This window comes from Paenibacillus sp. J2L1-98 (assembly GCF_056269405.1).
Genome location: NZ_JBWDNW010000002.1, coordinates 97,848 through 121,342 on the forward strand (window position 1 = coordinate 97,848; position 23,495 = coordinate 121,342).

20 protein-coding genes and 1 riboswitch are annotated in these 23,495 nt (G+C 47.8%); of the genes, 2 read left to right on the forward strand and 18 right to left on the reverse strand.

Going from position 1 to position 23,495, the window contains the following annotated elements:
- Window positions 1-112 precede the first annotated feature (112 nt).
- From AC0YNZ_RS05125 to AC0YNZ_RS05185, 13 genes are all read right to left on the reverse strand, one after another.
- Complete coding sequence (locus tag AC0YNZ_RS05125) at window positions 113-1,555, reverse strand: bifunctional 2-methylcitrate dehydratase/aconitate hydratase (RefSeq protein ID WP_475825613.1); 1,443 nt, start codon at window positions 1,553-1,555, stop codon at window positions 113-115.
- 21 nt (window positions 1,556-1,576) lie between these two features.
- Window positions 1,577-2,698 carry a bifunctional 2-methylcitrate synthase/citrate synthase gene (prpC, locus tag AC0YNZ_RS05130; protein ID WP_475825614.1) on the reverse strand — a complete coding sequence of 374 codons (1,122 nt, stop codon included), beginning with the start codon at window positions 2,696-2,698 and terminating at the stop codon, window positions 1,577-1,579.
- Window positions 2,688-3,587 carry a methylisocitrate lyase gene (gene prpB / locus AC0YNZ_RS05135; protein WP_475825615.1) on the reverse strand — a complete coding sequence of 300 codons (900 nt, stop codon included), beginning with the start codon at window positions 3,585-3,587 and terminating at the stop codon, window positions 2,688-2,690. Before prpB ends, prpC begins: the two co-directional genes overlap by 11 nt.
- 33 nt (window positions 3,588-3,620) lie before the next feature.
- Window positions 3,621-4,763, reverse strand: coding sequence for an acyl-CoA dehydrogenase family protein (locus AC0YNZ_RS05140; protein WP_475826141.1), 1,143 nt, complete (start codon window positions 4,761-4,763; stop codon window positions 3,621-3,623).
- A 26-nt stretch (window positions 4,764-4,789) separates the two neighbouring features.
- Window positions 4,790-5,656, reverse strand: coding sequence for a 3-hydroxybutyryl-CoA dehydrogenase (locus tag AC0YNZ_RS05145; RefSeq protein WP_475825616.1), 867 nt, complete (start codon window positions 5,654-5,656; stop codon window positions 4,790-4,792).
- Window positions 5,657-5,672: 16 nt separating this feature from the next.
- Entirely contained in the window at window positions 5,673-6,845 is a 1,173-nt protein-coding gene (locus AC0YNZ_RS05150) for an acetyl-CoA C-acetyltransferase (protein ID WP_475825617.1), read from the reverse strand.
- 23 nt (window positions 6,846-6,868) lie between these two features.
- On the reverse strand, window positions 6,869-8,008 hold the full coding sequence (locus tag AC0YNZ_RS05155) for an acyl-CoA dehydrogenase family protein (RefSeq protein ID WP_475825618.1): 1,140 nt from the start codon (window positions 8,006-8,008) through the stop codon (window positions 6,869-6,871).
- A 204-nt stretch (window positions 8,009-8,212) separates the two neighbouring features.
- Window positions 8,213-9,235, reverse strand: coding sequence for a TIGR03943 family putative permease subunit (locus AC0YNZ_RS05160; RefSeq protein WP_475825619.1), 1,023 nt, complete (start codon window positions 9,233-9,235; stop codon window positions 8,213-8,215).
- Window positions 9,232-10,140, reverse strand: a complete 909-nt coding sequence (locus tag AC0YNZ_RS05165) for a permease (protein ID WP_475825620.1) — start codon at window positions 10,138-10,140, stop codon at window positions 9,232-9,234. The genes AC0YNZ_RS05160 and AC0YNZ_RS05165 overlap by 4 nt, the downstream gene beginning before the upstream one ends.
- Before the next feature lie 192 nt (window positions 10,141-10,332).
- Window positions 10,333-12,495, reverse strand: a complete 2,163-nt coding sequence (gene nasC / locus AC0YNZ_RS05170) for an assimilatory nitrate reductase catalytic subunit NasC (protein ID WP_475825621.1) — start codon at window positions 12,493-12,495, stop codon at window positions 10,333-10,335.
- On the reverse strand, window positions 12,480-14,627 hold the full coding sequence (gene nirB, locus AC0YNZ_RS05175; RefSeq protein ID WP_475825622.1) for a nitrite reductase large subunit NirB: 2,148 nt from the start codon (window positions 14,625-14,627) through the stop codon (window positions 12,480-12,482). Before nirB ends, nasC begins: the two co-directional genes overlap by 16 nt.
- Before the next feature lie 648 nt (window positions 14,628-15,275).
- A complete protein-coding gene (gene rpiA, locus AC0YNZ_RS05180) occupies window positions 15,276-15,944 on the reverse strand; it encodes a ribose-5-phosphate isomerase RpiA (RefSeq protein ID WP_475825623.1) in 669 nt (222 codons plus the stop codon).
- Between the two features lie 324 nt (window positions 15,945-16,268).
- Complete coding sequence (locus AC0YNZ_RS05185; RefSeq protein ID WP_475825624.1) at window positions 16,269-17,078, reverse strand: alpha/beta fold hydrolase; 810 nt, start codon at window positions 17,076-17,078, stop codon at window positions 16,269-16,271.
- 247 nt (window positions 17,079-17,325) lie between these two features.
- Between AC0YNZ_RS05185 and AC0YNZ_RS05190 the strand changes: the two genes are divergently transcribed.
- Window positions 17,326-17,616 (forward strand): hypothetical protein, encoded by a 291-nt coding sequence (locus AC0YNZ_RS05190; RefSeq protein WP_110773088.1) that lies wholly within the window; start codon window positions 17,326-17,328, stop codon window positions 17,614-17,616.
- 354 nt (window positions 17,617-17,970) lie between these two features.
- Here AC0YNZ_RS05190 and AC0YNZ_RS05195 read toward each other — a convergent pair whose 3' ends face one another.
- The 3 genes from AC0YNZ_RS05195 to AC0YNZ_RS05205 all read right to left on the reverse strand — a co-directional run bounded on the left by AC0YNZ_RS05195 (window position 17,971) and on the right by AC0YNZ_RS05205 (window position 20,387).
- Window positions 17,971-18,237 carry a CD3324 family protein gene (locus AC0YNZ_RS05195; protein ID WP_110773087.1) on the reverse strand — a complete coding sequence of 89 codons (267 nt, stop codon included), beginning with the start codon at window positions 18,235-18,237 and terminating at the stop codon, window positions 17,971-17,973.
- A gap of 466 nt (window positions 18,238-18,703) precedes the next feature.
- The gene (locus AC0YNZ_RS05200) at window positions 18,704-19,489 is read right to left on the reverse strand and encodes a Cof-type HAD-IIB family hydrolase (protein WP_475825625.1); all 786 of its coding nucleotides are present in this window, start codon (window positions 19,487-19,489) and stop codon (window positions 18,704-18,706) included.
- 160 nt (window positions 19,490-19,649) lie between these two features.
- Entirely contained in the window at window positions 19,650-20,387 is a 738-nt protein-coding gene (locus tag AC0YNZ_RS05205) for an RNA polymerase sigma factor (protein WP_475825626.1), read from the reverse strand.
- Window positions 20,388-20,567: 180 nt separating this feature from the next.
- On the opposite strand from AC0YNZ_RS05205, the gene clpP reads away from it, so the two are divergent.
- Window positions 20,568-21,152, forward strand: coding sequence for an ATP-dependent Clp endopeptidase proteolytic subunit ClpP (gene clpP / locus AC0YNZ_RS05210; protein ID WP_475826142.1), 585 nt, complete (start codon window positions 20,568-20,570; stop codon window positions 21,150-21,152).
- Here the strand turns inward: clpP and AC0YNZ_RS05215 are convergent.
- Together AC0YNZ_RS05215 and AC0YNZ_RS05220 are read right to left on the reverse strand one after the other, a co-directional pair.
- Window positions 21,145-22,041 (reverse strand): NAD(P)/FAD-dependent oxidoreductase, encoded by an 897-nt coding sequence (locus tag AC0YNZ_RS05215; protein WP_475825627.1) that lies wholly within the window; start codon window positions 22,039-22,041, stop codon window positions 21,145-21,147. The genes clpP and AC0YNZ_RS05215 overlap by 8 nt on opposite strands.
- A gap of 160 nt (window positions 22,042-22,201) precedes the next feature.
- Window positions 22,202-23,137: an EamA family transporter gene (locus AC0YNZ_RS05220; protein ID WP_475825628.1), complete on the reverse strand. Its 936-nt coding sequence runs from the start codon at window positions 23,135-23,137 to the stop codon at window positions 22,202-22,204.
- 79 nt (window positions 23,138-23,216) lie between these two features.
- Window positions 23,217-23,326, reverse strand: a riboswitch (purine riboswitch).
- Window positions 23,327-23,495 lie beyond the last annotated feature (169 nt).

The window sequence follows — 23,495 nt, forward strand, 5'->3', positions numbered from 1 at the left end:
TGTTTGGTTTAAGTATAGAATATAACGTTTGCAGGGCGCAATAAGTTACAGAAAAGCTGCAATAAATTTTTTGTTAAAAAAAAGAAAAACCCGCGTTTTACGCAGGCAGTTGTCAGATTACAAACAGATCCATAAATTGATGGACAGGAGTTTGCTCCAGCGCTATTTGATCTAGGCAAAGCTCCAAAACCGCTTGAGCTTGTTTAGCTGGAAAACGGCTTCTCAGATTGGATTCAAATTTACGCTGCAGAAGCGGGATGGCTTCAGACCGTCTGCGCCGATGGCCGATCGGGTACTCGATCTCGAGCTTTTCCGAGGTCGTGCCATCCGTGAAAAATACTTGAATTGCATTAGCTATCGAACGCTTATTCTCATCCAGGTAGTCATGCGAATACCTTTTATCTTCAACCGTAATCATTTTTTGGCGGAGCGCATCTATTCGCGGGTCGATTGCAGCAGCTTCTTCATAATGATCGGCAGACAAAGTGCCAAACAGCAGTCCGATTGCTACCATGTATTGGAGACAATGATCGCGGTCCGCCGGATTGTGAAGCGGTCCGGTCTTATCGATGATGCGTATGGCAGATTCATGCGTCGTGAGTACGATTTTATCAATCTCATGCAGTCTGTCTTTAACAATCGGGTGAAGCTGTATCGCGCATTCGACTGCTGTTTGGCCATGAAATTCAGCGGGGAATGATATCTTAAACAGTACATTTTCCATGACATATGATTCAAAAACGCGTTTAATCGAGAAATCTTTACCCCGGTAGAGAACATCATAAAATCCCCACCCCGGCGTCGTCAGCGCGGAAGGATACCCCATTTCCCCCTTTACAGCCATCATGGCAAGTCTAACGGCGCGGCTCGTCGCATCGCCGGCTGCCCATGATTTTCGCGTTCCCGTATTCGGTGAATGCCGGTAGGTGCGAAGCGGATGCCCATCGATCCAGGCATTCGATAACGCTGCGATAATTTCATCCTGCGTCCCCCCGAGCAGCGCCGTTACGACAGCGGTTGAGGCGACCTTCACAAGAATGACATGATCGAGTCCTACACGATTAAAGCTGTTTTCAAGCGCAATAATGCCTTGAATTTCATGCGCCTTAATCATCGCGGTGAGCACGTCGCGCATCGTTAATGGCGGCTTGCGTCCGGCTATATTTGTTCTGCTTATATAATCGGCGGCAGCAAGGATTCCTCCCAAACTATCGGACGGATGGCCCCACTCCGCCGCAAGCCATGTATCGTTATAATCGAGCCACCGGATCATGCAGCCGATGTTGAATGCAGCTGTGACCGGATCCAGCTGGAACGCGGTGCCTGGCACACGAGCACCATTCGGCACGATCGTTCCGGGAACGATCGGACCTAGCAGCTTCGTGCATTCCGGATATCGGAGCGCGAGCAAGCCGCAGCCGAGCGTATCCATGAGACAATACCGGGCCGTCTCGTATGCTTCTGCGCTTTCGATCGAATCATGCGCAGCATACTTCGCAATATCGACTAAGACTTGATCGGGCTCAGGCCTTTCGTTGCTGACAGGCGTAGACATAGGATTCACTTCCTCCTCTTATCAGGCTCGTTGATCGATCGGAGTCCACGACAGCGGATCAGGCCCTGTATAGTCAGCATTCGGACGAATGAGACGGTTATGCCTGCGCTGCTCGATAATGTGTGCGGACCAGCCGCTCGTGCGGGAAATGACAAAGATCGGAGTGAAAAGGGAAGTCGGAATGCCCATTAGCCGATATGCCGACGCGCTGTAGAAGTCTAAATTCGCAAAGAGCTTTTTCTCCTGCAGCATAATCTGCTCAATTCGCTCGGAAACTTGATAGAGCGACAAATCGCCGCTATCCTCAGAGAGTTTTCTCGACCATTTTTTGATAATATCCGATCTTGGATCAGAGATCGAATAAACGCGATGACCAAAGCCCATAATTAATTTCTTTTCCCTCAGCATTTGCATTATGCCGCTCTCCGCTTCGCTTGGACCTGCGAATTGTTCGATAAGCTCCATCGCCGCCTCGTTCGCGCCGCCGTGAAGATGCCCCCGCAGAGTCCCGATACCGGTCGTAATTGCCGAATACATATCGGATAACGTGGATGCCGTTACGCGGGCTGCGAACGTAGAAGCATTGAATTCATGCTCCGCATACAAAATGAGAGAAACATCCAAACCCTTCTCATGGAGCTCGTTCGGGCGATGACCATGCAGCAGCTGGAGGAAATGACCGGCAATGGTTTCGTTATCGGTTTCGGTTTCGATCCTGCTGCCGCTCGCGTGAAATTGATGCCAGTACAGCAGCATTGATGCACTGCATGCGATCAACCTATCGGCAATTTCAAATTGGTCATGCCCTTCTGTCTCAGGCTCAAAGGCAGCAAGCGCGGAGGCGCCGGTTCGCAGTACATCCATCGGATGCGTGCTAGAAGGCAGCTGCTCCAAAATCGTGAGCAAGCCTGCCGGCAGCCGCCTAAGACCTGAAAGCTTGCGCTTATACTGCTGCAATTCCGCTTGATTCGGGAGTTTTCCGTAAATTAACAAATAGGCGGTTTCTTCAAAGGACGCGCAGCTTGCGAGATCGTCGATCGAATAACCGCGATAGGTTAGCCCTCTCCCTTCCTTGCCGACCGTAGAGATTGCGGTTTGCCCGGCTACAACTTCAGCGAGCCCGCCCGGTTTTTTAGTCGCCATCGCTAATTCCCTCCTCCCGGCTGCCATACAGCAGATCCAACTTTTTCTCATAACTGAAATAGTGAAGAAAATCATAGAGCTCCGCTCTTGTCTGCATATAACCAATTACGTTTTTTTGCGTACCTTCCTGCCGGATTGCCTGATAAACGAGCAGCGCGGCTGCATTCATCGCGCGAAACGCCGATAGTGGATACAGAGCCATACTTACTCCCGCATTTCCCAGCTCCTCTGCTGTAAATAACGGCGTTTGACCGAACTCCGTGATGTTTGCAAGCACGGGAACCTTTACGGCATCGGCAAATGACCGGTAATCCTCAAGCCTGATGACCGCCTCCGGAAAAATCATATCCGCTCCTGCTTCGACGCATGCACAGGCTCGATCGATCGCAGCTTCTAATCCCTCTGACGCAAGCGCGTCCGTGCGGGCCATAATAACGAAATGTGAATCTTCTCTCGCATCTGCCGCGGCTTTAATGCGATCCACCATTTCCCCTTTGCTTACAATCGCTTTATTGGGACGGTGCCCGCATCTTTTGGCCATAATCTGATCCTCGATATGAACGCCGGCAGCTCCGGCACGATTCATTTGCTTCATCATGCGCGCAATTTGAAAGGCTCCGCCGAAGCCGGTATCGGCATCTACGAGCAGAGGCAGCTCCGTTACGCTTGTTATTCTTCTAACCTCCTCCAAACAATCCTGCAGCGTTGTAATTCCGAGGTCGGGCAGCCCGAAGGAAGCATTAGCTACGCCTGCTCCTGATAAATATAAAGCGCGAAACCCAACTCTTTCAGCCATAATGGCTGAATAGGCATGTATAGCGCCTGCGACCTGCAGAGGCTTTTCGACGTTAAGCGCTTCGCGAAGACGCTGCCCGGGAGTATGACCCATTCCGCCACCTCCTTTTCTGGGGATAAAATTCATTTATTTCAGCAATTGGCCGCTGATCACGATCCGGTGAATCTCATTGGTGCCCTCGTAGATTTGAGTGACCTTCGCATCGCGAAACAGCCTCTCTACGGACAGCGCCTTCGTGCAGCCTTCCGTTCCGAGCATTTGAACAGCAGCGCCTGTAACCGCGACTGCCGTATCGGAAGCGAACATTTTCGCCGTGGAGGCTTCCATCGTGCAAGGCAGCCCCTGCTGACGCAAATATGCAGCCCGATAAACGAGCAATCTGGCTGCTTCGACCTGTGCAGTCAATTCGGCAAGCTTCGCATGCTGGTGCTGCAGCTTATCTAACAGTTTGACTTTACCGGCAACGCGCGGGTTAAAATGATTATCCAGCACCTGCAAAGCCGCTTGAGCAATACCTAGCGCTTGGGCTCCGATACCGATTCGGCCGCCATCTAGCGAGCCTTTGGCGATCGTAAACCCTTTACCTTCTTCCCCCAGCCGCTGCGAAACAGGCACCTTCAGCTGATCGAAGATCAATTCACAGGTGTTTGAGCCATGAAGACCCATCTTCTTCTCTTTTCTGCCGATGGTTAGCCCTTCCGCATCACTCTCGATAATAAACGCAGTAATTCCGCGGGCTCCCTTGGCAGGGTCAGTTACCGCAAAGGTGACATAGATGTTCGCCGCCCCGGCATTCGTTATGAACAGCTTCGTCCCGTTCAAAATATAATGCTCACCGTCAAGTACGGCTGTCGTACGAATGGAGGAAGCATCCGATCCGGCATTCGGCTCGGTTAATGCAAAAGCGCCTAAGCTCTCTCCGGCTGCCAGCCTCCGCACATATTTAGAAACCTGCTCCTGGGAGCCATATTGCAAAATCGGAAATGTTCCGACAGAGGTATGAACCGATAGGATGACGCCAACTGCGGCGCTCACTTTCGATATCTCGTTAATAGCAACAATATACGATATAAAATCGGCGCCTTCTCCGCCCCATTGCTTGGGAACCGGAATGCCCATAAGTCCAAATTGAGCCATTTTTGCGATTAGCGAGCGAGGAAATTCATCCTTTAGCTCCATATCCGGCACGAATTTGGCAACTTCTGTCTCTGCAAATTGTTGGACCGCTCTCTGCCGTTCTGCTTGCTCTTGTGTATACCGGAGCTCCAACGCCATGCACCCCTTTCCTGCTGAGCTTATCCCCGCCCTTTTTCGTAAATGTAAAACCCTCGTCCGCTCTTTCGGCCCAGCCAGCCAGCCTGCACATATTTGCGCAGCAGCGGACAAGGCCTATATTTCGAATCCCCAAATCCATCGTGCAGCGTCTCCATAATGGCTAAGCAAGTATCAAGTCCAATGAAATCGGCGAGAGTGAGCGGTCCCATCGGATGATTCATCCCCAGCCTCATTACCTGGTCTACAGCCTCCGGTGCAGCTACCCCTTCATAGACCGTGTAAATGGCTTCATTGATCATCGGCATCAGAATGCGGTTAGAGACGAAGCCCGGAAAATCATGCACCTCCACTGGCGTTTTTCCAAGTGTTTGAGCTAGCGTTTGAATGCTCTCGAGGGTTTCATCCGATGTCGCAAGCCCTCGGATGATCTCGACGAGCGGCATAACAGGCACAGGATTCATGAAATGCATACCGATCACGAGCTGCGGCCGTTTTGTCGCTGCAGCAATGTCTGTGATCGGCAGTGATGACGTATTTGTCGCTAATATCGTATTCGGCCGGCATATTTGATCAAGCCGCTTAAATAACAATTTTTTTGTGTCCATGTGCTCTGGCGCAGCTTCAATAACAAGCTCTGCATGTTCAGCAGCACTTTCCAAATTCGTCGAAACGGCAATTTGGGCTAATAGCAGCTCTCGCTGCTCCCCGGTCATTTTCCCCTTCGTGACGAGCCGCGACAGATTGTCGCCAATCGAGGATATGCCATGGTTAACTGCTGCCATCTCAATATCGTAAAGAGTTACCTGTAATCCGCTATGGGCAAGTGTCTGGGCTATTCCGCTGCCCATTTGTCCAGCTCCAATTACCGTTACGTTTCGAATAGTCATGGTCACCATCCCAGCTTCAGCCATCTACCTGAACCAATACGGCATCTCCTTGCGCCCCGCCGCTGCAAATGGCAGCAATTCCAAGACCGCCGCCTCTGCGCTGCAATTCATGGATTAAGGTAAGCATAATTCTTGCTCCGCTTGCCCCAATCGGATGTCCAAGCGCAATAGCTCCTCCGTTCACATTAACCTTCTCAGCATCCCATCCGAGTATTTTGCCGCATGTCAGAACAACGGATGCGAATGCTTCATTCACTTCAAAAACATCGATATCCTTCAACGAAACGCCCGTTTTTTGCAAAAGCTTCCGTATGGCTAGTGCTGGAGCCGTGGCAAGATAAGGAGCTTCCGTTCCGATCGTGCTGTGCCCGATTATTTTGGCAAGCGGTTTGTATCCTTCTTGCAGCGCCTTCTCGTTCGACATCAGAATTAATGCCGCTGCGCCATCGTTCACGCCGGGTGCATTTCCCGCAGTAATCGTTCCGTTAGGCTTGTGAATGGGTTTAAGCTGCGCCAGCTTCTTTTCATTCGTATCGGCGCGCGGACATTCGTCGATATCGATCGCAGCGCTTGCCGGCGCCAGACAGGATACAATTTCCTCTTCGAAAAAAAGTCTGGCTCTAGCGGAACTCGCCCGGTAATGGCTTCTTAATGCCCACTCATCCTGCTCGGAACGGCTTATGCCTAGTTCAGCAGCGACCCGATTGCCGTGAACAGCCATCAGTACATCGTCGAATGGACAAAGAAGTCCGTCGTGGATCAAAATATCGGTTAACTCGGCATTCCCCAGCTTGCTGCCCCATCTGGCGGTCCGGACAGCGAATGGCGCATGACTCATGCTTTCCATCCCGCCAGCCACAATCATATCCGCATCTCCAGTGCGGATGATTTGATCCGCCATCGTAACGGCGCGCAGCCCCGAGGCGCATACTTTATTGATCGTTTCCGACGGGACGCTCCAATCGATCCCCGCAATCCTAGCAGCTTGGCGTGCCGGATTTTGTCCGCAGCCGGCTTGAAGCACCATGCCCATCATGACTGCATCTACTTGATTAGCCGGTATTCCTGTTTGCTGCATCGCTCCCTTAATCGCGGCTGCTCCGAGTTCGGCCGCCTTTACGTCCTTGAACATCCCGCCGAATTTACCGAAAGCCGTTCTTCGTCCGCCGGCAACAACCGTATGACGCATGATGGAATCGCCTCCCTACCTCCCTATTCCGTCAACACGCGGTAAATGCAATCCGTCTCCATACCGCCCGTTCCAATTTCGGTTTCCAGGCATTTGGCATCCCGCAAATATCGCTCCATACGATATTCCTGCATATAACCATAGCCGCCAAATATTTGGACAGCTTCAATCGTTACAGCGACAGCTGTATCTGCCGTGAATTTACGGGCTATTGCAGATTCCCTGCCGCAGTCTAAACCTGCGTCCTTACGCCATGCTGCCTGATAGGCGAGCAGACGGGCGGCCTCGATTTTGGCCGACATATCAGCGAGCTTAAAGGAAATTCCCTGCTGCTTTCCAATCGGAGTGCCGAATTGCTTGCGCTCTTTGGCATATGCGGCTGCCGCCTCCAACGCTCCCTGTGCGATACCGACTGCTTGCGCAGCTGCACTAATATGGCCGATGTCTATTAACGAATGAGCCATTTCTTGACTCTGCCCTTCTTGGCCAATTCTATTTTTCTTCGGAATCATACACTGCTTGAATCTGATTTCTGCAGTCATTAAGGAACGCAAGCCCAGCTTTCGCACTTTTTTGCTGATTTCGAATCCAGCCGTTCCGCTTTCAACTAGGAATGCGTTGAAACCGGAAATCTTTTTTCCTTTCCCGATTTGTGCAAACACGACGCAGCTATCCGCAATCTCCGCCTGGATCGCGAAGGAATATACACCGTTCAGCTCCCAATTCCCCCCGATTAGACGGGCGGTAATGCCGTCATCCATTCGCGCTTTTTCGTTTTTGGCATTTGGCAGTGCGCATGCTCCCAGCCTTTTACCGCTCGCCAGCTCCTTCAGATAGGAAGCTTTTGTCTCCTCGCTGCCAAAAGCGTAAATCGGCCAAGCCGTATAAACGGTATGTGCAGCGAGTGCAGCCGCCGTCGAAGCGCATACTCGTGAGAGCTCTTCTAAAACAACGGTATACGTCATCCAATCACTTCCGGCACCGCCGTAACGCTCGCCGATTGGAATTCCCGTTATGCCGAGTTCCCCCATCTTCACGAAAATCGAACGATCAAAAATTTCTGCCTCATCTCGTTCCCCGGCATTCGGAGCAATCTTGCTTTCCGCAAATTCTCTTATGACCGAACGGGTCATCTCCAGCTCTTCGGATATAGAAAAAAGCATCTCCCTCCCTCCCTTTCTTATGGCAGGCAAAGTTAGATGGACAAAGCAAGGCGGTATTCACTAGTATCGTATTATATGAATGCTGTCTCCTTAAAAATGACTTTCCCGGGCCAGTTTAAATACGACTCAGCTATGAATTAAAAAAAGGACATGCCAAACAAAAAAAGCCAACCCGCAAAGGTTGACTTCATGTTCGGCTTTAAATTAAGTTGATCGATAAACATAGGGGTCTTTTGGCGCTTCTATTGGCTTCCAATCGTTTACCTTTAAGACAGGAATCGTTTGTTTGAACGGCTGATACAGCTCCCAGGTCAGCTTACCCGATACATGCACCCAATCATCATCCTTGATTTGCGTATCTTTCGGAAATTCGACCAGCATCCCAAACACACCGGAATCCGCAACACAATGAATGAAGCCGAAGCGGAAGACGAAATAATGATTGCCGTCCACCTGCTGCCCTTTGTAGGCGAAGCCGTCGAAGCCGATTGTTTTGCCCATAAAGGCGTCCGGCGTATTGTAAATGACCTCCATGCCTTTTAAATAATCCGCATCGGTAAGAGTGATTGTTTGGCGGTTAATGAATTGTGCAAGCTCTTTATTTTTCACTTGAGTGTAATCTTCCTTACGATAAAATACGCTTGAATCAGGCTTCAAAAACTGATGGGCTCCGGGATTTTTTTCTATATTTTCTTCAAAGCTCGGGAACGAAAAGCCCTTTGCCTTCACGAAGCTTGAGTCGAGCGCATGCGCCGGCAGGAAAAGCCCCGTTATAATTGGCACAAATAAGATGAGGTAGCTGAAAAACCGCTTGAGCTTAGTATCGTTGCCGTGTGAATGTCCATGATCGTGATGATGATGCTCATGTGCGTGCGCATGAATATGCGTGTGATCGTCATGGACGTGATGGTCATGTAGATGATCGTTATGCGCGTGATGGTCATGCACATGATTGTTATTCGTGCAATGTTCATGACCCGCATGCTCGCCGCGCCGGCATGCTTCATCATCCTCAGCCGAGGCGGCAGCCGCCGCCTGCTGCTTCTCCTCAGCAATCTGCAGACGCGAGACGCGCACAAATTCAAAGATGCTTAACAGACCCAAAATGACGACAGCACTAATCGATAGATAGGCATATTTCATATTGATATATTTATTAATATCTCCGGTATAATGAAGCATGAAAAACATGAAAGAAAATCCGAACAATATGAAAAAACGAATCATCCGAATAACCTCCCAACGATTAACGATCCGGCTAAGGTAAATAACGCTACCAAAGCAATCAAAGTGAAAACAAATTTTCCACGGTATGTTCCGAGCAGCATAAGTGTGTTTTTGATATCAATCATCGGTCCAAAAACTAGAAAAGCAGATAATGAGCCGACCGTGAAAGTGCTTCTGAAGGAAGCTGCAATGAAAGCATCCGCTTCCGAGCAAAGCGAAATAATAAAGGCCAAGGCAATCATAACGAGCGATGATGTCACCGGATTGCTGCCAAGATGCAGCAAGTACGAGGTCGGTACGAACGTCTGCATGCATGCGGCGATAAAAGCTCCGAGAACTAAATATTTTCCGACGGAGAAAAACTCATCAACCGCGTGCGCAACAACCTCATAAATCCTCTTGCTAAGCGGAATGCGGGCAGCCTTCTGTTCCGTTCCAAGTTCGATTGCTGCAGCAGTCTGCCCATCGTGTATACGGAATGGCAGCTCCTTAAACAGAAACGAGAGGATGATCGAAACCGCGAAAGCGACCGCAATCGAAAGCCCTGCGCGAATGCCGACCATTTGCCAATCATTCCCGAAGGCGATATAGGTGGAGAACAACACGATCGGATTAATAATCGGACCGGTTAGCATAAAGGCAATTCCGGCGTGCAGAGGCATGCCTTTATTAATTAATTTTCTCGTTATCGGAACGATCCCGCATTCGCAGGAAGGAAAAAACATGCCGATCCCGCAGCCGAATATCGTGGCTAAATAACGATTTCGCGGCATGATACGCGCGATCCATTGCTCTTTGACGAAGGTTTGTATTAATCCGGAAATAAGGACACCAACTAACACAAAAGGAATAGCTTCCATCACCATGCTGATAAAAATCGTATTGAGTTGATATAAAGTCGTCAACTAGCTCATCTCCACTGCTCATTCTCGTATTGCTTTGAATAAAAAATAGCGTGTAGCCGGTATACCCCTGTATATGGTTTTAAACCACTCGCAGCCGTTGTGTCAAGCTTGTCACAGCAAAGGACCGTTCGGCTCCAGATGGGCAGCTCGGAACGGTCCTTTTTATTCAGGCTCGCTTATGATTTGGATTAACTATACTTGCTTCGCTTGCGCCTTGCTAGGCTGCTGCAAACGCAAAGGGCTTATGGTAACGGTCGAGGTTTTAAAGCCTGGCATTTTGCAATTGGGATCAAGCTCGGGACTAGTCGCCTTATTCACGTTTTGTACCCCACCCCAATGCATCGGAACGAATAACGTATCCTCTCTAATTTTATCCGTGAAACGGCTTCTAACGCTGAAGCTGCCTCTGCGAGAGGTAACCTCTACCCATTCGCCATCCTCCACCCGATACTTCTTGGCTGTTTTCGGATGGATTTCGATATAATTGTCTACATTACGCGCCGCCAGAGAAGGACTTCTGCGTGTTTGGACACCTGTCAAATAATGAGACAGCAATCTTCCGTTAGTCATTGTGAGCGGAAACTCCTCGTTTGGCGTCTCCTGAGGCTGCTTGCTGGATACAGGCATAAAAATCGCTTTCCCGTCCGAATGGGCAAAGCCATGCTCGAACATGATCCCCTGGTTACCGTTCGCCTCGATTGACGTACAAGGCCAATAGACACCGCCAGTCCGCCGCAATTTATCATAGGTGATGCCGTAATAATCAGCAAGACCGCCGCGGCTTGCGATTCTGAGCTCATCGAATATTTGTTCAGCTGTGTGAAATGGAAAATATTTATGTTTTCCGAGCCCTTCGGCAATTTGGCATAAAATTTTCCAGTCATGCCTCGTCTCGCCAGGAGGAGCAATAGTAGATTCTCTCAAGAGTACGCGGCCCTCTAGATTGGTTAAAGTTCCATCATTCTCAAGATATGCTGTAACGGGCAATACGACATCGGCCATCCGCGCCGTCTCGGACATGAACATATCTGCTACCACTAAGAACTCTAATCCGGACAGTCCTTCCTCGACCAAATCGGCATTCGGATTAGAGACGACGGGATTCGAACCCATTACGAACAAAGACCGAATGACCCGCTTGTGAACAAGCTCCATCATTTCATATGCGGATACGCCCTTACGCGGGAGTTCTGCCGGATCAATCCCCCATACGCCAGCGACATAAGCGCGATCCTGCTCATCTTCAATGTTCCGGTAGCCGGGTAATTGATCACTTTTCTGTCCATGCTCTCTACCGCCCTGCCCATTGCCTTGACCGGTAACGGCGCCGTAGCCGCAGCCGGGCTTGCCGATTTTTCCTGTAGCGATAACCATGTTCAGGAAGTTCCGCACCGCCACATGACCGTCTGTCTGCTGCTCTACGCCTCTTGCCGTGAAAATAATGCCTGTTTCCGCTTGCCCGTAAGCGATCGCCGCCTTACGGATCGTTTCTTCATTCAAGCCCGTTAACTCGGCCACTTCATTTAGTTGGATAGAAGACAGATGCTCTTTCAGCTCCGCAAATCCGTTTGTTCTTTTGGCGATAAACGCTTCATCCATCAGCTTTTCTTCCAACAGCACTTTAAGCATGCCGTTTGCAAGCGCGGCATCTGTACCGGTCTTGATCTGCAAATGAATGTCTGCTATCGCAGCGGTTGCTGTAGCCCTTGGATCAATGACGATGATGATGGCACCATTTTCCTTAGCTTTCGTGAAATAAGGCATTAAAGTCGGCTGGCATTCAGCTATGTTCGTTCCAGCCAAAATGATGCAGCGTGCAAGCGGGATATCCGCTAACCGACAAGTTAGTCCACGATCGATGCCGAACGTTTTGTTGCCCGCAGAAGCGGCAGCCGACATGCAAAATCTTCCATTATAGTCTATATATTTGGTTCCCAGCGCTACCCTTGCGAATTTACCGAGCAAATAGGCAGACTCGTTCGTCAGCGAACCCCCGCCATATACGCCTAGCGAATCGGGGCCGTGCTCCTTGCTGATAGATTGGAATTTGTTATGAATCGTATTTAAGGCTTCCTCCCAAGAAGCCGGGACAAGCTGGCCGTCCTTCCTTACTAGAGGCTGAAGCAAGCGGTCCGTGCTTGTCGCATGCTGATAGGAATTCATGCCTTTCACGCATAAGCGTCCTTCCGAAGCGGCGTTTGGTATGCCTTCAACCGCATAAGAATACCGGCGTGAGCCAGGTATCGGCAGCTCTTTCGTTATGCGCATTTTACACTGCACGCTGCAAAACGGACATTGCGTTTCCGTGACAAAGCTCGATTCCATGCCTACTGGAGCGTTTAATAATTGCCGCATATGCTTTCACCGAGCCTTTCCTCATTTTTTTTCGTTATAGCTGATGCTTCTGCTCTATCGATAAGGTCAAGCCGGTAATCCCCGTCAAATAACATCTCTCTAATTTCAACGATTCCTTCTCTCTCTATCCACTTCCAAAGAGGTTCGCCATACTCCGCTCTTTCCCGGTAGAGCTGGAGGCACGATACGGAAAGCATCACCGCGTCCTTATCGGTCTCAGCTATTCCGACTAGCTGACCTTGCTTAACCGGAAGCTCCGAATGTCCTCCCGCATAGAGTTCCCAGCCGGCGGGTGCTCCGGTTATGCCGATGTCATGAACGAGCACCCCAGCCGGATTTCGAAGGCTGGACGTGATGGCTGCTCTCACAGGCGAAGGGAAAGATAAGCTGCCGCAAGAGCTTTGAAGCTCTCTCCCTATCAACCGCGAATCGAATTCTGCATCGATGCCTGCACCCTTGTCCGGATGAACGCCAACCGAGAGGTCGCTGCAGCTTTCGTCTGTACCGTTCGAGTTTTGTTTGGCAGCCTCCGGATGATAAAGCTCCGAATAATATTGGATGGCAGCTGTACAGGTCGGGCAGCCCGATAAGCTTTTCCAGCCTAATGCGACTTTAACCTCATGCTTATTAGAATATGAACGGTCAGCAATTGAAGCCTTTAGCAATTCATGACTTACATCTGTGCAGCCGCAGACGGGAGGAGCCGTTGCCGCAAGAGCTTCTTTACCGTGTCGAAGCGCATATTGCACAATTGCCGCAACCATAGGACGACATCCACCGCAGGAGCTTGACGCTTTCGTGCAATCGCGAACCTGATCAGTCGTTTGCATACCGTCTTCAATAACAGCGCACATGATAGCCGATTTATTGACAGCGTTGCAGGCACAGACTGTCTCACGGTCCGGCATATTTGCGGCCGCCTCATCCAGTCCGCCGCTGTCTGCAGCGCTTGAAGGAGCGGTAAGCTCAGAAATGGATGCCCCTCTTTTCACTAAACCAAGCAAAGAGGTTCCTTCTGCCGTATCGCCGAACAAAATAGCGCCGCGAACCTTACCATCTATCATCGTCACTTTTTTGTAAGTGCCGCGAATACCGTCATACAGCTGAATCGCTGTATCTGCTTCCTCTTTGTTAATATTGCCTACCGAGAAGACCTCTACTCCTGAGACCTTGAGCTGTGCATATGGTACAGAACCCTTATAGGGCTCTGATTCCTCCCCGCAAATGATGCTGGCCAGCACCTTCCCTTGCTCATACAACGGCGCGACCAGACCGTAAGCGACTCCACGATGCTCAGCGCATTCTCCAACCGCATAAACGTTAGGTATGCTCGTGCGCATATAATCGTCGACGACGATCGCTCTATTCGTTTCGATGCCGCTTTTTTTGGCTAGCTCGATGTTAGGACGGATTCCTACAGAGATGACGATCAAATCAGCTTCCAATGAGCTTCCGTTCGTGAAGCGAATGCCTTTAGCGCGATTCAAACCGGTAATGCTTTCCGTTTCTTTGCTTAGCCAAAACCGCATGCCCTGTTCTTCTAATTCCTTACGAAGCATTTCTGCAGCCTTGCGGTCGAGCTGGCGGTTCATCAGATAAGGAGCATTGTGGATCACATCCGTCTCCATGCCGAGGTTCAGCAAGCCTCTTGCGGCTTCAAGACCTAACAAGCCTCCGCCGATGACGGCCGCTTTTTTATATTTTTTCGCATACTTCATCATTGTCTGGCAATCCTCGATGTTCCGGAATGAGATCACACCAGACTTATGGACGCCTGCTATAGGCGGTATGAAGGCAGAGGAGCCGGTTGCTATAATAAGGTAATCATAATCAATACGAATACCGGATAAGGTTGTTACATATTGTGCTTCCGAATGAATCTGAGTGACAGTCTCACCCGTAAAGAGGTGAATTCCCCTTTCATCATACCAGGACCAATCATTGATCACGATGCTTTCAATGGAGGAGTCACCCTGCAGTACTTTTGATAACAATATTCGGTTATAATTCGGATGCGGCTCACTGCCAATTACCGTAATTTGAAATTTCTCTGGTGCAAGCTTTATTATTTCGTCAACACATTTGATGCCGGCCATACCGTTTCCAATGACTACTAGTTTTTCCTTACTCATCTATGTTCACATCCACTCGTGCAATTGTCTAAGTCGTTTGTCAGCGGGTGTAGCGCAGTTATATTCGACATATTATCCCCCCAACGATATGTTTGAGCAGAGATGTACATAAAAAGCCCTTTCCCGAATTCGGGGAAAAGGCATCAATGCCGCATGAGTTGGCACGCCGCTGTGCTCTACTCTTATAATGTAAGATTAGTTCATGCCGTATTGTATGTCAATATATATAACACAATTATGCGCTCATTTTTGAAAAATAAAAAATTATGTGTGAGCTATATTGACACGCACATTACGCAAATTTATAATTCGATAGGGCTTACAAAATTGTAAACCATCCAGATGAAATTCGCACAATGACGTGCAGCTATTGGTAATGATGCCGCAATCTCGTTCTTTGAAAAGGACGAATTGCGGCTTTTTAGGTCGATAACGGCCAATCGATATAATACGGCTTCTTCCTTTTTATTTGGGAACTATTAGTCACGTTTATCTTTTGCATTACTAAGTTGGTTTAGTCATCAGTCCTATGGACATTTGTTTGTTCTCCCCGACAGAAAATACAAAAAAACCTTGATGACCATAAGTATGGTCAATCAAGGTTTTTTTGAGTAAATATTTCGTCAAGGAGCACAAGTTTGAGTTTGATTATTTCAGCAGCTCCTTGACTGTTCCATCCTGATAGCCTGCGATTACATGCGTTGCCATGCCAATAAAGAGGCCGTTGTCTACAACGCCCGGAATGAGGTTCAGAGCTTGATGCAGCTCCTCTGGCCGATCTATTTTTCCAAAGTGACAATCGGCGATATAATTTCCGTTATCCGTTAAATAGGGCTGTTCGCCGGTTTTTCTTAGAGTTGGCTCAGCACCAAGCTTGCGCAGCTTATTGACCGTTATTTCATATCCAAACCGAACGATCTCAACCGGCAAAGGGAAATGGCCTAATTGCTTGACTAGCTTGCTTTCATCTACAATGATGATTAGCTGCTTGCTGGAGGATGCGACAATTTTTTCGCGCAAAAGCGCTCCGCCGCCGCCTTTTATTAGATTCCAATCCGTATCAACTTCATCAGCGCCATCAATCGTAATATCGATAGTTTCAATTTCAGCAGTTGAGAGCAAGCTTATGCCAAGTTCTCTCGCCAAATCCTCAGATTGATTGGACGTAGCAATCGCTTTGATCGACAACCCTTCCTTCACTCTTTGTCCGATTTTTTGTATCGCCCAAAATGCGGTCGAGCCTGTCCCGAGCCCAACAATCATGCCATCCTTAATAAATTCTACAGCTCTTTCCGCAGCAATTCTTTTAGATTCCATCGTTACACCTCTGTCTTTTGATTAGAAATCATCATAATGCGTACTACTGCCTAATACAATAATAAGGCCGTTATTATCCATCGGAATACAGCAAAGCTTCTCAGCAACAATTTCATAGTTTGACATTAACCTAAGAAAGGAGCGTTGTCACTCCCGTGCTTTCATGCTGCTGCGATTGATAGAAAGAAAATACTTATTTCCCATCCCAATATTATATCAGCCGTCCAAATGATTGAATACCAAAAAAAGGCGGCTTCCACGTTTTAAGACATGGGTTCCACCCTTCATATCGGCGCTAATTACAGTGAAACGACGGCACATGTATCAGCCGATAAACTTCGACATCTCTTCATTGATTTTATCGCGCTGTTCCCAGAACAAGCCGTGCCCGCTGTATTCCAGCCATATGAGCTTTGAGCCTTGAATACCTTTGCTCAGCGCCATAGCAAGCTGCGGGAGCACGATCTGATCATGTATTCCTTGGAAAATTAAGGCCGGAGCTTTTATTTTGCTAAGATCGTCGAATAAGCTTTCATCCCTCAGTGATTCGAGCAGAGCGGCAGTAGAGTAACCCGCTGCCTGCAAGCCGAGTTGAAAGAACCATTCGGAGAATGGCTCGGCAACGTTTTGGAAAAAGAACATTTCGCCGAAATCCCGGAGCATTTGAGGACGGTTGTTGCGAGCAGCTTGTATAAGCTTGGTCACCTCATCTTTAGGCAGCCCATGCGGGTAGTTCGGCCGCTGTGTAAAGCTTGGGGCAGCTGCAGCCAGTAACACCAGTTTAGCTGCTCCATAGCTGTTATGACGCGCCATATAACGTATGGCGATCGCACCGCCTACAGAATGACCTGCAAGGGTAAAGCTTTGCAGCTTAAGCGCATCAACAACAGCTCGAACATCGTCGGCTAACCGGTCATAATTGTAGCCGTTGTAAGGTTTATCGGATAGACCGAAGCCTCTAAGATCGATGCCGATGCAGCGGTAACCCAAAGCAGGAAATACATTAAATTGGTACTCGAACAGATGATGATTAGCCGGCCAGCCATGTATAAAGAAGATGACCTTATTGCTATTCGGATTTACGTCCTCTACATATATCTTCACATCAGGTTCCACTGCCACGTAATATCCCAAGCTAATTCCTCCAATGTTAAGGGTCTCTTTAGCACTAAGATACTCATAGCAGATCAATTAGGTGAATGCCTAATGGTATTGCTTATTAAGCACATTATGTATCCCCTTTCTTCTGCGGTAAAGTTCGGATGACCGCTATTTATGTCGTTAATTATTTATTTTTCAAAACAATAAGCGACAAACATCACATTTAAATTCTGTTAATATCTTTATTAGGTTGTCCCATCACAGAATAGGAGCGTCGATAATGAATAGAATATCTAATGAACATTTTAAAAACGAGACAATTACTTTTGATGGATTCAGCTTTATTGGCTGTACTTTCACGAACTGCGTAATTATCATTTCCACCATGGACTTCAATTTCGAAAGATGCTCTTTCTTTGAGTCCGCTTTGCATGTCAATCCGAAACTATCTATATTTGCGATCTCTCATAAGCTCTCGCAATCGACGTATGATTCGGATACTAATTGCTATCGGAATGATTATAAGTACCCGCATTCCGTTGTGGAACTGCCTGCCGCAACGATTCGTTAACAGGATTCCGCCAGAGGTTTCAAACCTGCAACCATCAACAATTATATTTCTATTCCGGGTTGATTTGTTACACATAAAAAAACCGTATTCCGATTGGAATGCGGTTTTTGTTTTTGCTCTTATTTGACTGCATGACTATACAAACGCATGAATGCTTGCAATCATCATCAGCACGGTGCATGTTAATTTTTTTCGACAAATAACGCGGTAAATCTACATAATGTCATTCGACAAACGCCAGTTGATTCATCCATATCGTTTTGCTCGCGGAGCTCTTATCTGGTTCTGGTTAAAAATTCTAAAAAAAGCAAAGGGCAGACAACTTTATGCCGCCTGCCTCTTGCTTCTATCCCGTTATCGCGCTTTTACGATAATTTTGCGGATGCTCTCGCCCGATAAATGATATTTGCGTTCCAGATCGGCTACAGACCACCCATTTGTGTAAAAGAGATATATCTCCTTATTACGCTCGGCCAGCAGCTTCCGTGTTCCGCTAACCTCTCCCCAATTTGCTCGTTTCTCCGCTGCCTTTGGGACGTAAATCAAATCACCTTGGATGTATTTCTGCAGCTCTTTCAATAAACTAGGGGGAAGCACATCTCTCCCATTTTTGTAGTTCACAATAAACGTCCTCCTCGAACAGGCTTATCTGTGTAAGATTAGTCGTTGCGTTATTTATCAACATCTTTGCTGCCTCCCTTCGATTATTTGTAAAGTAAATCCAACCTGAAAAACAAAAAATCCATGAAGGTTTGTCCTTCATGCGAGCTCTTTCATATAATTACATTACAAGTATATTGTAAGCCTTTTCAGTTGACAAGAAATGTTTAACAATATTTCCATTAAAATTTTATGTGATGAAGTTCAGAAAAAGAAGGAGACCCTGCGGTCTCCTTCATATGGGTGATCTCCGTCTAAACGGAGATCACCTCCATTTGGTTAATCAATTCGATCAGCTCCTTTCTTCATCAATTGTCGGCCCGACTTCATCAGTATATATCGACACAGGAGACTAGCGAAAGTGCAAAAACATTTATAAAAGAACTTTACCAATTATGGGAAAGACGTTCTTAACCGCGCTAAAAATCTAATCTTTTAGTAAGCCCAGCATTTTCAGACCATGCATAATTCCATCCTCTGTCACAGCCTTCGTCACATAACGGGCTGCGTTCTTCACTTCGTCAGGCGAGTTGCCCATGGCGACGCTATGATAAACATATTGCAGCATTTCGAGATCATTCAAACCATCGCCAAAAGCGTAAACATCCTCATTTTTAAAACCTGCACGCTCGATTAGCGCTTGAATGCCTCTTGCCTTCGAGCCTCCGGGCGGGAGTATATCGCTGCCGTATAGATGCCAACGGATATACCCGAGTTCCGAAAAGTTTTCTTTGTAGTAGCCTTCGTCTTCTTCCTTGCAATAAAGCAAGCATTGATAAATCTCTTTTCCTAAATAATAATCGGGCTCGAGTGGCGGGAGTCTTAATTTCAAGGCTTCATTAGCATCATCCGTATACGCTGTTTGATGCGTGCTCGTTCGCATCCCTTCCGGAGTCATATAGACTAAAGGATGCTTATTCGCTATCGTAATTCGGGAAAGCTCTGCTAAACGAACAGGATCAATCGGATGACTGTATACCACTTCACCGTTATAGACGACGTACGATCCGTTAAAGCTAACGTAGGATTCGATGCTAAGCGCTTCGCTGACCGGTTTCAGCATGAAGGGTCCTCTGCCTGTTGCAATGACAACTTCATGTCCAGCTTCCTTCAATTCCGCAATGGCTTGCTCTGTCGACGGCGGAATTTTTTTCTCATGATCAACCAATGTGCCATCGATATCAAAAAAAATAAGCTTTTTCGTCATAACCATCTGCCTCAATCCTATTTTTTCATTTGCTTAATTATAGCTCATTTCATGAACGTCCGCGTCACATTCGAGAAAAACAAAATAAACCGACACCAATAGGCATCAGCTTATTTTATAGACACGAAGCGGGATAATCGGGTTCCATTTATTAAAAAAGAACAGCTTAAGCAGCCATTTCTATCGTATACGGTTTATTGTAATTTACTCGGGCATGCTGACCACGACTGATCGCTTGCAGCCGGTTGTTTTGGACAATTCCCGTGATTATCGCGGCTCCCTCGATTTCCCTTTGAGCGAGCTCGATAAGCAGAACCAGATCCCCAGCTTGATACGCCATTGCCATCGCCCATATGAAGCTTCTCGTATCCTCATCTATAGTGGATAGGCCTGCTTCTCCTTGCAGTTCCCGTCTCACCTCATGCAAGGCTTCCCGAGCACGATGCAGCGCTGCTTTTATTGCTCCCGGCGTCGAGTTTAGCAGCTTCGCCGTCTCCAGAATGGAGTAGCCAAAAACATCTCGAAGCAGAAAAACGGTGCGTTGCAGCGGCGATAAATGCTTCATGACCGCATACAAAACCTCCTCAAGCTCCAGGCTGCTCGAATTAGATGCTGCTTCCACTTGTTTCTCTTGCAATAAGAGACGAGCGTATTGATTTCGTCTGCGCAATTGATCGATCCATGTATTTTTGGCAATCCGCAGCAAGAAAGCTTCACGGTTTTTATGGGTTGAGTCTATTGCGGCCCGCATTCCTTTTAACCAAGTTTCCTGCGCTAAATCCTCGGCATCCCATCTTGACTTTGTAAGAGACAAGCAATAACGATATACGGCTGCTTGCAGCTGCTCTATGTTTTTTTCATCGCTGCGCGTTTCCTCATTTTTTAATGTATCCGCAAAAATCATATTCCAGCCTCCTCAGCTCTATCCCGTCTTACGCTAGGTAAAGGGAGTTATCCTTACTTAAGTAAACGAATGGACAATTACAAAGGATACGCAAAGACCGTAAAAAAAGATCCGTATCCTTTACCGGCTCCAAATCGTTTACATATGGAAAGCAGCAAAATTTATCGGGAGGTTAAAATGATGAGTAATTATGTTCCTTATGTGGTCGAGCAATCAAGCCGCGGCGAAAGATCTTATGACATTTATTCCAGACTTTTGAAAGATCGGATTGTATTCTTAGGTTCTGCCATTGACGATAATGTCGCGAACAGCATCATTGCTCAATTATTGTTTCTGGCAGCGGAGGATCCGGATAAAGAAATTTCAATGTATATTAACAGTCCCGGGGGTTCCACCTCTGCCGGCTTCGCTATCCTGGATACGATGCAATTCGTGAAGCCGCCTGTGCATACGATTTGTACCGGGTTTGCGGCTTCCTTCGCCGCCATCCTCTTGCTTGCAGGCGAGAAGGGCCATCGATCCGCACTGCCTAATAGCGAGATTATGATTCATCAGCCTCACGGTGGTGTACAAGGGCAAGCTAGCGATATCGCGATTAGTGCAAACCGGATTTTGAACATTCGGGCTAAATTAAACCAAATTTCTGCCGAAAGAACCGGTCAGCCGCTGGAAAAAATCGAAAAGGATATGGATCGTGATTATTATATGTCATCTGAAGAAGCGTTGGAATACGGAATTATCGACAAGGTGATTACATCTATGTAGCAATTAGACTTTTGTGAATCCAAATGGCTGCTTGACTGCCGTCTCCCATCGCAATGGTTACCATTTCGGAATGTGCGGTGACGTCCCCCGCAGCCCATACATGCTCGGCGCTAGTGAGCTTTGTACGCGGATCAACGACTACATGCTTATTATCCATCAGCTGAGCGCCAAGCTGTTTGGCGATGGCTGAGCGCACTTCGTTGCCTCCGAAAGCGACAAAGCACCGCTCGCGGTAAATGCTCGAGCCGTCTTCCAATATAATGCCTTGAAACTGAGCCTGCTCGGCAATGACCGTTTGAACCGGCTTTTCTATGTATTGGATTCCTTTGTCTGCAAGACGTTGGTGAAGCTCACCATCAACCGGTGACCGTTCATGATTCACATAAATGAGATCCGCCGTCCAATGCGTGAGGGTTAGAGCCATTTGCGCACCCGTATTTCCGGCTCCCAGCACAAGCGTTTGCTTGCCGGACACTTCGTAACCGTCGCAGTCCGGACAAACGTAAACGCTAATCCCCATGCAAGGAATAAGCTTGGGGAAATTAGGGAGCCGGTCCTTTACGCCCGTTGCAAGCAGCAGACGTTTACCCCGAAAGCTCATTTCATCGGAGGTAATTAGCCGCAATCCTTCGGCATCCCTCTCCGCACGAACGACTGTAGCTTTTATAAATTCTATGCCTAGCTGCTCTGCTTGCTTTTTTCCTGAAGCAAGAAGCTCGGCTCCGCTAATGCCATCCGGAAAGCCGATTAGGTTATGGTAGCTTCTGCATAGAGTAGATCGTCCATCGGCACCGTCAATGACGGCCACATGATGCCGATATCTTCCTAATTGTATGGCAGCTTGCAGACCTGCAATGCCTCCCCCTACAATCACACAGTCAAATTGCACCCTAAATCCTCCTGCCCTGCCAGTTAATTGTATTCAATAACAAATGATTCTTTATTATTAATGAAATGAGGACCTGTTATTCAATGAATATATGATCCGCTTATGCCCTTAACAGAAGAAAGCCAGCAGCTCAATTGGGAAGAGCTTGCTGGCTGTAAGGCTACTGCATGCTTATTCGTCTTCGCTTCAACAGCTCTGGCAGCACGATTCCGATCAGCACGATGATAACTCCAGTCCACTGCAGCATACTCACATGCTCATTGAGAATAAAGGACGATAGCAGCACCGCGACAGGAAGCTCCGATGCGCCAACAATGCCGGCCATCCCCTCACCGATATGCGGCACACCGACCGCGAAGAGAACTGGCGGAATAAATGCGCCGAACAAACCAAGCAAAAAACCGTAAAGCATTAAATGACTCCAAAAGAGACCATTGAACAAAAACATCGGCGGAAACAAAATAAATACGAGCAGCATGCCGCCGGTTATCATCCAAGCGCTGCGATAAGCCGGATGTACGGCGGGAACTGCCTTTCCGCTAAATAAAATAAACATCGAGTAGCTCACCGCGGACAGCAGGCCCAAAATCATCCCTGATATATTGAACTTTTCTGCGCCTTGTTCCATGATGCCGGCAGCAAGCATCGTTCCTCCAAACAAGATGGCAATCGTGAAAAACATAATGCCATTAGGACGTTTCCGCTGGCTTACCGCTTGAATGAGAACACCGATCCATGTGAATTGGAATAATAAAATAATGGCTAATGAAGCTGGAATGTAACGAAGAGATTGATAATAGAGCAAGCCGGTTACAGCTGTTGGCATTCCCGCCGCCATCAGGAGCAAACGTTGCTTCCAGGTTAGCTTCGTCATGCTCTCTGAAGCAAAAGCACCTAACTCTTTGCTGTCTCCATTGCTGCGCTTCTCCCTCCACTTCATAAATAAAGCAAGCACCCATGCCAATACGAAGCCCGTAAGCAGCTGACTGCCAACCACTTCGCCGAGCGCATAGCCGTTGCCGTAAGCCAGAACGACGATGGTGGATAAAATGCCATAACTTGCGGCACCCAGAAAAACCGATAATAAATATTTCATCCCTTACATTTCTCCTTCCTGCAGTATTAAATGACCATATGAATGCACAAAAAAATCCTAACGACGAATACAGGATCATAATAAATGATCGCATATTCGTAGTTAGGAAGTTAAGGCTTCCCGTAGATACCCTCACCCTATTCAAGCTCAAATCTGTGAGGTTATACGAATGATTTAGTTGTATGGCTTCATGTTTAACAGTTTAAATCTTACATGACAAGTGAGGTACTGTCAACTGATAAATAGCTGGAAACATCAATGGCGGCTTGACTTTTCGTTCGCGGCGGGCAAAATGGAACCATTATCTGCTTCTCCTATGTTATGATAGAAAGGATATGAAATGGGCTGTTGAAAGGAG